Genomic DNA, 10,307 nt, shown 5'->3' on the forward strand with positions numbered 1-10,307 from the left:
ATGTTCCCCGACCAGCGATCCTAGCGGCGCGCTCTCCCCTAGACGTTGCGCCGGTACTGGCCGCCGGCTTCGAACAGGGCCTCGGTGATCTGGCCGAGCGAGCAGACCCGCGCCGCGTCCATCAGCACCTCGAACGCGTTGCCGTCGGACATCGCGACCTCGCGCAGCCGGGACAGCTCCGCGGGCGCCTGCGACCGGTTGCGCTCGTGGAAGGCGCGCAGGCGGTCGAGCTGCGACTGCTTCTCCTCCTCGGTGCCCCTGGCCAGCTCCAGCTTGTGCGGGTCGGACTGCTCGGCGCCGGGGTTGCGGAAGGTGTTGACGCCGATGATCGGCAGGGATCCGTCGTGCTTGCGCATCTCGTACAGCATCGACTCGTCCTGGATCTTGCCGCGCTGGTAGCCGGTCTCCATCGCGCCGAGCACGCCGCCCCGGTCCGACAGCCGCTCGAACTCGGCCAGCACGGCCTCCTCGACCAGGTCGGTCAGCTCGTCGATGATGAACGAGCCCTGCAGCGGGTTCTCGTTCCTGGCCAGGCCCCACTCGCGGTTGATGATGAGCTGGATCGCCATCGCCCGGCGCACCGAGTCCGCCGACGGGGTGGTGACGGCCTCGTCGAAGGCGTTGGTGTGCAGGCTGTTGCAGTTGTCGTAGATGGCGATCAGGGCCTGCAGGGTGGTGCGGATGTCGTTGAAGGACATCTCCTGGGCGTGCAGCGACCGGCCCGAGGTCTGGATGTGGTACTTGAGCTTCTGGGAGCGCTCGGCCGCGCCGTAACGCTCGCGCATGGCCACCGCCCAGATCCGGCGCGCCACCCGGCCGAGCACGCTGTACTCGGGGTCCATGCCGTTGGAGAAGAAGAACGACAGGTTCGGCGCGAAGTCGTCGATCCGCATCCCCCTGGCCAGGTACGCCTCCACGTACGTGAACCCGTTGGCCAGCGTGAACGCGAGCTGGCTGATCGGGTTGGCCCCCGCCTCGGCGATGTGGTAGCCGGAGATGGAGACCGAGTAGAAGTTCCTGACCCCGTTCTGGATGAACCATTCCTGGATGTCGGCCATCATCCGCAACGAGAACTCGGTGGAGAAGATGCAGGTGTTCTGCCCCTGGTCCTCCTTCAGGATGTCGGCCTGGACCGTGCCCCTGACCGTGGCCAGCGTGCGGGCGCGCAGGTCGCGGGCCTCCTGCTCGTCGGGCTCGCGGCCCTGCTCGGCGCGGAAGCGGTCGAGGGCCTGGTCGATCGCGGCGTTGAGGAAGAAGGCCAGGATCGTGGGCGCCGGGCCGTTGATCGTCATGGACACCGACGTGTTGGGCGCCGCCAGGTCGAACCCGTCGTAGAGCACCTTCATGTCGTCGAGCGTGGCGATGGACACGCCCGAGGTGCCGACCTTTCCGTAGATGTCGGGACGCAGGTCGGGGTCGTGGCCGTACAGGGTGACCGAGTCGAAGGCGGTGGACAGCCGGGTGGCGGGCTGGCCCTCCGACAGCAGCTTGAAGCGCCGGTTGGTGCGGAACGGGTCGCCCTCGCCGGCGAACATCCTGGTCGGGTCCTCGTCGTCGCGCTTGAACGGGAACACCCCGGCGGTGAACGGGAACGACCCGGGCAGGTTCTCCGAGCGCAGGAAGCGCAGCAGGTCGCCGTGGTCGCTGAAGCGCGGCAGGGCCACCCGCGGGATGCGGTTGCCGGACAGCGTCTCGCGCCAGAGCGGGGTGTGGATCTCCCGGTCGCGGATCTTCACGACCAGCTCGTCGCTGCGGTACGCCTCCTTGATCGCGGGCCAGCCGTCGAGCAGCCGCCGGCTCTCCTCGCTCAGCTCCCCCTCGGCCTGCTCGGCGAGCCCGGCCAGCCGCGCGTCCTCGCCGTCCAGGAGCTCCCGTACGGCGGCGAGCTGCTGACGGCGGCGCGCGACCTCCGCCTGGGCCAGCGTCTCGGCGTGGTAGCTCCGGACGGAGTCGGCGATGTCGGACAGGTAGCGCGCCCGGGCGGGCGGGACGATCGCCGCGGCCGCCTTGGACGTGCGCTCGGTCACCACGGGCAGCAGCCCCGGCCCGACGTCCGCCAGCAGCAGGCCCTTGAGGTGCTGGTAGAGGGCGGTGACGCCGGCGTCGTTGTAGCGGGCGGCGATCGTGCCGAAGACCGGCATGTCCTCCGGCGACTGCCCGAACGCCTCCCGGTTGCGCACGAGCTGGCGGCGCACGTCGCGCAGGGCGTCCTCGGCGCCGCGGCGCTCGTACTTGTTGATGACGACGGCCTCGGCGAAGTCGAGCATGTCGATCTTCTCCAGCTGGGAGGCGGCGCCGAACTCGGGCGTCATGACGTAGATGGGCACGTCGACGTGCGGGACGATGCCGGCGTCGCCCTGGCCGATGCCGGGGGTCTCCACGATCACCAGGTCGTAGCCGGCCGCGCGGCACGCGGTGACCACGTCGTCGAGGCAGGCCGGGACCTCGTTGGCGGCCCCGCGGGTGGCCAGCGAGCGGAAGTAGGTCTGGGGGCCCAGGCTGTTCATCCTGATGCGGTCGCCGAGCAGCGCGCCGCCGCCGCGCCGGCGGGTGGGGTCGATGGCGAGGATGGCGATGCGCAGCTTGTCGTCGTTGTCCACCCGGAACCGGCGGACCAGCTCGTCGGTGAGCGAGGACTTGCCCGAACCGCCCGTTCCGGTGATGCCGAGCACCCGCGCCGGGCGCTCCTGGACGGCGACCGCCGCCTTCAGCCCCTCGGCCAGCCCGGCGGGGGCGCGGCCGGACTCCATGAAGGTGATCGCGCGGGCCAGCGCCGCCTGGTCGCCCGAGAGCACGGCCTCGACCGACGGCGGGTCGCCGAGCTCGTGGTCGCACTCCTCGATCAGCTTGTTGATCATGCCGGGCAGGCCGTACCGCTGGCCGTCCTCGGGCGAGAAGATGCGCGTGACGCCCCGCTCGTGCAGCAGCTCGATCTCCTCGGGGACGATCACGCCGCCACCGCCGCCGTACACCTTGACGTGGCCCGCGCCGCGCTCGCGCAGCAGCTCGACCAGGTAGGTGAAGAACTCGACGTGGCCGCCCTGGTAGGAGCTGATGGCCACGCCCTGGACGTCCTCCTGCACGGCGGCCGTGACGATCTCGTCCACGGACCTGTTGTGGCCGAGATGGATCACCTCGGCCCCCTGCGTCTGGAGGATGCGCCGCATGATGTTGATCGCCGCGTCATGGCCGTCGAACAGCGCCGCGGCGGTCACGAAACGGACAGGGTACGCCGGAACGTGCACGCCTGATCACTCCTTTGTGAGGGGACCCTCCTGCGAAGATACTAGGACGTCCAACTATTTCGGTAGTAGGACGTCCTCGTAGCTCCTTCCGGTCTGGGTAAGGACTGCCCCAGGGGGTGACGCCGATGCGCGCGTTGACGTTCGAGCCGGGCCGGCAGGGGACGCTGGAGGTCGAAGAGGTGCCCGATCCGGAGCCGGGGCCAGGGGAGCTCCTGGTGCAGGGGCTGGCGCTGGGGGTCTGCGGCACCGACAGGGAGCTGGCGGCGGCCGAGTACGGCTGGGCGCCGCCCGGCAGGAGCCGCATGGTCATCGGCCACGAGTCGCTGGGCCGGGTGCTCCAGGTGCCCGACGGGTCCGCCTTCTCCCCCGGCGACCTGGTCGTGGGCGTGGTGCGCCGGCCCGACCCCGAGCCGTGCGGGGCCTGCGCGCGGGGCGAGTTCGACATGTGCCGCAACGGCCGCTACACCGAGCGCGGCATCAAGGAGATCGACGGCTACGCCAGCGAGCGGTGGGCGGTCGAGGCCGGGTACGCCGTCCGCCTGGACCCGTCGCTGGAGAGCGTAGGCATGCTCGTCGAGCCGACGTCCGTGGTAGCCAAGGCGTGGGAGCACATCGAGCGCATCGGCTCGCGGGCCTGGTTCGAGCCGCGCACGGTGCTGGTGACCGGCGCGGGGCCGATCGGGCTGCTGGCGGCGCTGCTGGGCCGGCAGCGCGGGCTGGAGGTGCACGTCCTGGATCGGGAGGCGGGCGGGGCCAAGCCCGCGCTGGTGGCCGACCTGGGGGCGACGTACCACGTCGGCACCGGCCTGGACGCCTTCGCCGACGCCAAACCGGACATCATCATCGAGGGCACCGGGGTGGGGCAGCTCGTCATGGAGGCGCTGACCTGCACGTCGGCGGCCGGGATCGTCTGCCTGGCCGGGCTCGGCGCGGGCGGGCGCACCCACCGGCTGGACGTCAGCGAGATCAACCGGGACATCGTCCTGGAGAACGACGCGATCTTCGGCACGGTCAACGCCAACCTCCGCCACTTCAGGGACGCCGCGACCGCCCTGGCCCAGGCGGACCGGAGCTGGCTCGAACGCCTGGTCACCCGCCGCGTCCCCCTCACCCGGGCGAAGGAGGCCCTCGTCCACGAGCCCGGCGACGTCAAGGTGGTCCTCGACCTCACCGGTTGATCCCCGCGGCCTCAGTTCTCCGGCGCGCCTCAGTTCTTCGGGGTGTAGGGCTTGCGGCGGTTGGCGGGAACCTGGGCCGCGCCCGTCCGGCCGTCGCGCGGGGCGGGCACCTCGGGCGCCGTCGCCCGGACGGCGCGTTGCCGGAGCGCGGCGGAGGAGGACGTCCTGGCCTGCGTGGAGGGACCGGCCGCCGGGGCGGTGCCGACGCGGATCGCGGCGGCCTCGCGCGACGGCGGCGGGGCGGGCGTGGGCACGTTCACCGGCGGCGCCCATTCCTCGTCGTCCCTCGTCCGCGCGGCGCCGCGGCCCTCTGGCGCGTTCCAGAACCGCAGCCAGCCGAAGCGGCGGTGGACGCCACGACGGCGGCCGGTCACGCGTAAGGAGAGCACGACGGTCACCAGCACCATCGCGACCAGCAACGCGGGCGGCGTGCCCAGGACGTCGAGCGGCGAGGACCGGCCCACGTCCGAGCGCGGCGCGGGCACGAAGGGCCGCTCGGTCGACCGGATCTCGGTCGCCTGGTCGGCCGCGGCCTTGACCACCCGGGGAAGGCCGTAGCCGACCACCTTGTCGGTGTCCCTGACCTTGCGCTTGAGCCAGACGCGGTCGACGTTGGCCTCGATGGTGTGGATCTTCTTGCCCTCGACCCGTTCCACGATCCCGACGTGGTCCACGCCCTTGTAGCTCTTGCCGCCGCCCCAGTCGAAGAAGACCAGCGCGCCGGGCTCGGGCCGCTGCGCCCAGGCGTTCTGCTTGATGAACCAGGCGGCGTGCGAGGGCGTCCAGGCGAACTGCCCGACGTACGGGCCGAGGCCGGTCTTGTCGGCCGCCCAGGCGATGAACATGTCGCACCAGGGCGCGTTGCGGTACTGGGTGTCCTGGACGCGATCCGCGTACCACTGGCCAAATTTGGTGGTCTGGCCGCTCTTCTCCTTGTAACCGAGTTCCTGCCGTACCTGCTTCAGCAGCGCGTCCGCGATCGGGTCCAGGGTGACTCCTCCCCGAAAAACCGACAAATCACGATGGACTGTAGTAGCGCCATCGCGGAATTGCTCGAATCATTCAGAAAGTGTCTATTTATCGGCCCATATTTCGGCATTGGGACGCATGTGACTGCTGAGACGGGCGGTGCGCCGCTCGTCAGGTCCCCGCGCCCACGCGGTAGACGCTCACCTCGCCCGCGCCCGGCGCCACCACGTCGGCCACGATCACGGTGACGTTGTCGGGCGAGCCGCCCTCGTTCGCCAGGTCGATGAGCCGCTGGACGGCCGCCGCCGGGTCTGCCACCGTGGTCAGCACCTCGTGCAGGACCTCGGGCCCGAGCACGGTGGTGAGCCCGTCGGAGCAGAGGAGGTAACGATCGTCAGGCTCGGCCTCGCGCAGCGCCATGTCCGGTTCGGCCCTGCCCTCGCTGCCCAGGACGCGCAGCACCATGGAACGCCGGGGGTGCACGGCGGCTTGATCCTCCGTTATCCGCCCTTCGTCCACCATCGACTGCACAAGTGTGTGATCCTTGGTCATCTGATAGAGCGCACCATCACGAAGCAGGTATCCGCGGGAGTCACCCAGATGAGCAAGGGCGAACCGGTAGCCGTCCCACAGCATGGCGGTCACCGTGGTCCCCATCCCCCGGCGGGCGGGGTCGATGTCGGCCAGTTCGACCAGCCTGCGGGCCGCCTCGTGCACGGCGCCCTCCAGGGCCGCCTCCAGGTCCGAGCCGGTCTCGGGAAGCGTGGCATCCAGCTCGCGCATGACGGCGATCGCCGCCGAGCTCGCCAGCTCGCCTGCCGCGTGCCCGCCCATGCCGTCGGCAACCACGAGCAACCGGCCACTCGCATAGCCGGAATCCTCGTTCTGCTCCCTGCGACGGCCCACGTCTGATCCGGCGGCATAGCGGATGTTGTGCTTCATACCCAGCAGTAAATCATTGGTTGAAAGACTTCACAAGCAGATGCGCTGAAGACTCTTGTGAACTACTGTGGCCTCATGAGCCACGACCCGACCGTGAACGCCGGGGACATCGCCCGGCTCGCCGGTGTCGGGCGTGCCGCGGTGAGCAACTGGCGCCGCCGCCACGACGACTTCCCCCAGCCGATCGGCGGAACCGCGAACCAGCCGCTGTTCTCGCTGCGGCAGGTCGAGTCCTGGCTGCGCCGCTATGGGAAGTCCTACCAGGTCTCGCTGGGAGATCGGGTGTGGCAACGCCTGAAAGCCGCCGGCGATCTGCGGCTGGGCCAGCTGGTCGCCCAGGCTGGAACGTTGCTGACCAGCGGTGAGAGCGAGCTGGAGCCCGAGCTGGCCGGGCTCGTGTCGGAGCTGGCCGAGCGCCACGGCGCGCTCACGGCCTACGAGTTCCTCTGCGAGCGTTACCTGGAGGCCCACTCCCGCCAGCTCTCGGTCACCCGCCACGACGTGGCCGAACTGATGCTGCGGCTGGTCCGGGCCGAGGGCGCCACCGTCCTCGACCCGGCCTGCGGGGTCGGCACCCTGCTCCTGCCGCCCGCCGGCACCCTGCCTCCCACGCCGCCCACCGCGCTGCCCGGCGGGGCGGAACGGTCCGAAGCCGTTCCCGGCGACCCCGCGCCCGCCGCGGGCGACGACCCGCCGCCGGGCCGGCCCGCCCGGGTGCTCGGGCAGGAGCTCAGCGAGACCTCGGCCGCCATCACCGCCGCCCGCCTGCGGCTGCGCGGCATCGAGGCCGACATCGTGGCCGGCGACTCCATGCGGCTCGACGGCTTCCCCGAGGTCAAGGCCGACGCCGTGGTGTGCGATCCGCCGTTCAACGAGCGGGCCTGGGGTTACGAGGAGCTGACCGGCGATCCGCGCTGGGAGCACGGCCTGCCGCCGCGCGGCGAGCCTGAGCTGGCCTGGGTCCAGCACTGCCTCACCCACGTCCGGCCCGGCGGCCTGGTCGCCGTGCTCATGCCGCCGGCCGCCGCGAGCCGCAAGGCGGGCCGCCGGATCAGGGCCAACCTGCTGCGCGCCGGAGCCCTGCGCGCGGTGGTGGCGCTGCCCGGCTCCGACCTGTGGTTGCTGCGCCGGCCGAAGGCGGGCGAGCGGCCGCCGTCGGAGGTGCTCATCCTCGACGCGACGGCCGACCTGGCGCCGGTCGAGGCCGCCTGGCTGGCCTACCTCGACGACCGCTCCGACCAGACCGTGCGCATCATCGACCTGCTGGCCGACGAGGTCGACATGACCCCGGCCCGCCACCAGCGCCGCGACGACGTGGGCCGCGCCTTCGCGCAGGCCCGCGACCGGTTCCTGGCCGCCGCGGCCGTCCCGCCCGACCTGAAGGTGCTCGACCAGCCGCTCGACCAGCCGTCCACGACGCTGGGCGACCTGATCAAGGAGGGCCTGGTGAGCACGTCCCAGGCGCCCCCCAAGATGGCCGCCGACGGGGGTGACGTGGCCGTGCTCACGGCCGACGACGTGCTGCGCGGCGGCGCGCCCTCCGGCCTGACCGCCATGCAGCCCGGCCTGATCGTGATCCGTCCTGGCGACGTGGTGGCCTCCTACTCCGGGGTGCGGGTGATCACCGAGGGCGGCGCGGTGCTCGGCCCCCACCTGACCCTCTACCGGGTCGACGCCCGCCGGCTCGACCCCGACTTCCTGGCCGGCTTCCTGCGGGCCGCGGGCGGCCGGGTGACCACCGGGTCCAGCAGGTTCGACGTGCGCCGCACCCGCGTGCCGCGGTTGTCGCTGAAGGAGCAGAAGGCGTACGGGGAGGCGTTCAGGCAACTGGCCGTGCTGGAGGACGCGCTGCGCGAGACGTCGACCCTCGGCCGCACGCTGATCAGGCTCGGCCTCGACGGTCTGGCCGACGGCCATCTGCACCCGCAGTCCTGACGGTGTAGTTTTTCCCGAAAGGCTGCGTGGAGGGGCGAATGGTCATCGGCGACCGCTATGAGCTCGACGACCTCCCCCTCGGGCAGGGCGGGATGGGCGCGGTCTACGCGGGCCACGACCGCCACCTCGACCGCAGGGTGGCGGTGAAGCTGCTCAGGCTGCCGAGCGGCCCCGACCACGAGCTGGAACGCCGGTTCATCCGCGAGGCGCGCATCCTGGCCAGGCTGGAACATCCGGGCGCGCCCGTGCTCTACGACTTCGGCACCCACGAGCAGCGGCTCTACCAGGTGATGCAGTTCATCGAGGGCGTCACCGTGGCCGACGTGGTCAGCGAGCACGGCCCGCTGCCGGTGCCGTGGGCGGCGGCCATCGCGGCCCAGGCGTGCGCCGTGCTGTCGGCGGCCCACGCCCTGGCGATCTGCCACCGCGACCTCAAGCCGACCAACCTCATGCTCTGCCCCGACGGCAGCGTCAAGGTGCTCGACTTCGGGCTCGCGCTGCTGCGGGACGCCGACGTCACCACGTTCACCCGCATCGGCCAGATCCTCGGCACGCCGGCGTACATGGCCCCCGAGCAGATCCAGCACGGCGTGGCCGAGCCGCGCAGCGACCTGTACTCGCTCGGCTGCGTCCTGCACGAGATGCTGACCGGGCACCAGCTCTTCACCGGGCCGACCGACTACGTGGTGTTCGAGCAGCAGGTCAAGGAGCGTCCGCCGGCCATCCCCGGGCTTCCCGACGAGCTGGGCGCGCTCCTGGCCGAGCTGCTGGAGAAGCAGCCGGAGAACCGGCCGGCCGACGCCGACGAGCTGTACGAGCGGCTGGCCCCCTTCGCCGTCGAGCTGCCGATGCTGCCCGGCTTCCTGACCGAGGCGCCGAGCCCCGGCCGCATGTACGCCCGCATGGTGGGCCGCGTGCTCAGCCGCCGGACGTAGCGCCCCCGAGCCCGGCGAAGGCGGCGATCAGAGCGTCCCCCAGGCGGTCGCGCCAGCAGTAGCGGTCGTGGCCGCCCTCGAACTCCCGGTAGTCCGCCGCCGCGCCGAGCACGGCCCGCAGCCGCTCGGTCGGGCCGTGCATGTCGTCGTCCTCCAGGCTGCCGAGCTGGAGGTGCGCGCGCGGCGCCGGGCCCCTGGCCAGCTCGCCCGTCAGCCATTCGGGCTCGGGGCCGTCCGGCCACCAGAACGAGCCCGACTGCGACACCGCCGCCGCGAACCTGCCGGGATGCCGGTGGGCGGCGTAGACGGCGGTGAGCCCGCCGAGGCTCTGGCCGGCGATCACGGTGAAGCCGTCGTGGGGCAGGGCGTCCACGAACCCGGGGTCGCAGGTGAGCCGGGCCGTGCGCTCAGGGCCCGACTCGACCAGCCAGGCCCGGACCGGCGGGATGCGACGGGCGGCGATGAGGTTGTCGAGGATGACGGGCAGGTCCTCGGTCCACTCCTCGCCGTCGAGCGCGACCAGCGAGCCGACCGGCGGGAGAGCGGGCTCGTACCGGAACCCGGCGGGCTCGCGGACGAGCCGGTGGCGGCGTCGGCCGGGGACCAGCCACGGTGACGACGGGGTCGTCTCGGCGATCGAGAAGCCCCGCCACAGGCGGGGGTTGAGCGGGTCGGCGACCTGCGCGCCGTCCACCTGGAGGCGGTAGGAGGCGCGCCAGCCGCGCCGCACGCGGAACGTGCGGCTCCAGAGGCCCGGCGCGCGCTCCAGCAGGGCGTCGGCGCCGTCAGGACGCAGCCTGCCGGCCAGGACGCGCACCTCGCGGGCCGGACCGTGCCACAGGAACGTGACCGCGTCGTGCTCGTCGTCGAGCCGGGCGACGACGGGCGTGACGGGCGTGACGGGGGTGCCGCTCGGGCCGGGCGCACCGGGGCGCGGAACCTGCAGGGTCTCGGGCGGAAGGTCGCTCGTCACGGCGGGCCGCTCCTCAGTCCGGTCGGACACGTTGCAGCACCCTACCCCACCCGCTCCCGGCCCGGCCCTGAACGCGCTCTCTCGGTAACGCCGATCGTTATGCGGACCCCGTTGACAGGGCGGCGTGACG

General features: G+C 72.1%; 7 protein-coding genes. 3 read left to right on the forward strand and 4 right to left on the reverse strand.

Annotated features, from left to right (window positions below; all coding sequences use genetic code 11):
* Positions 1 to 38: 38 nt before the first annotated feature.
* Positions 39 to 3,245: a fused isobutyryl-CoA mutase/GTPase IcmF gene (gene icmF, locus ACFYYW_RS07310; RefSeq protein WP_387646079.1), complete on the reverse strand. Its 3,207-nt coding sequence runs from the start codon at positions 3,243 to 3,245 to the stop codon at positions 39 to 41.
* 125 nt (positions 3,246 to 3,370) lie between these two features.
* On the opposite strand from icmF, the gene ACFYYW_RS07315 reads away from it, so the two are divergent.
* Positions 3,371 to 4,423: a glucose 1-dehydrogenase gene (locus tag ACFYYW_RS07315; protein ID WP_387646082.1), complete on the forward strand. Its 1,053-nt coding sequence runs from the start codon at positions 3,371 to 3,373 to the stop codon at positions 4,421 to 4,423.
* Positions 4,424 to 4,452: 29 nt separating this feature from the next.
* Here ACFYYW_RS07315 and ACFYYW_RS07320 read toward each other — a convergent pair whose 3' ends face one another.
* Complete coding sequence (locus tag ACFYYW_RS07320; RefSeq protein ID WP_387646085.1) at positions 4,453 to 5,439, reverse strand: CHAP domain-containing protein; 987 nt, start codon at positions 5,437 to 5,439, stop codon at positions 4,453 to 4,455.
* A 124-nt stretch (positions 5,440 to 5,563) separates the two neighbouring features.
* On the reverse strand, positions 5,564 to 6,334 hold the full coding sequence (locus ACFYYW_RS07325) for a protein phosphatase 2C domain-containing protein (protein ID WP_357970990.1): 771 nt from the start codon (positions 6,332 to 6,334) through the stop codon (positions 5,564 to 5,566).
* Positions 6,335 to 6,409: 75 nt separating this feature from the next.
* Here ACFYYW_RS07325 and ACFYYW_RS07330 point away from each other — a divergent pair, with 75 nt between their 5' ends.
* Positions 6,410 to 8,269, forward strand: coding sequence for a class I SAM-dependent DNA methyltransferase (locus tag ACFYYW_RS07330; protein ID WP_387646089.1), 1,860 nt, complete (start codon positions 6,410 to 6,412; stop codon positions 8,267 to 8,269).
* A 38-nt stretch (positions 8,270 to 8,307) separates the two neighbouring features.
* Positions 8,308 to 9,204 carry a serine/threonine-protein kinase gene (locus ACFYYW_RS07335; RefSeq protein WP_387646092.1) on the forward strand — a complete coding sequence of 299 codons (897 nt, stop codon included), beginning with the start codon at positions 8,308 to 8,310 and terminating at the stop codon, positions 9,202 to 9,204.
* Here the strand turns inward: ACFYYW_RS07335 and ACFYYW_RS07340 are convergent.
* A complete protein-coding gene (locus tag ACFYYW_RS07340) occupies positions 9,188 to 10,207 on the reverse strand; it encodes an alpha/beta hydrolase (RefSeq protein ID WP_387646095.1) in 1,020 nt (339 codons plus the stop codon). The two genes, ACFYYW_RS07335 and ACFYYW_RS07340, sit on opposite strands and share 17 nt — an antisense overlap.
* Positions 10,208 to 10,307 lie beyond the last annotated feature (100 nt).

The organism is Nonomuraea sp. NPDC001831 (assembly GCF_042892035.1).
GTDB lineage: Bacteria > Actinomycetota > Actinomycetes > Streptosporangiales > Streptosporangiaceae > Nonomuraea.

Coding starts and splice junctions, on each gene's coding strand:
- ACFYYW_RS07315 (WP_387646082.1), top strand. CDS start 3,371: ATGCGCGCGTTGACGTTCGAGCCGGGCCGGCAGGGGACGCTGGAGGTC.
- ACFYYW_RS07325 (WP_357970990.1), bottom strand. CDS start 6,334: ATGAAGCACAACATCCGCTATGCCGCCGGATCAGACGTGGGCCGTCGC.
- ACFYYW_RS07330 (WP_387646089.1), top strand. CDS start 6,410: ATGAGCCACGACCCGACCGTGAACGCCGGGGACATCGCCCGGCTCGCC.
- ACFYYW_RS07335 (WP_387646092.1), top strand. CDS start 8,308: ATGGTCATCGGCGACCGCTATGAGCTCGACGACCTCCCCCTCGGGCAG.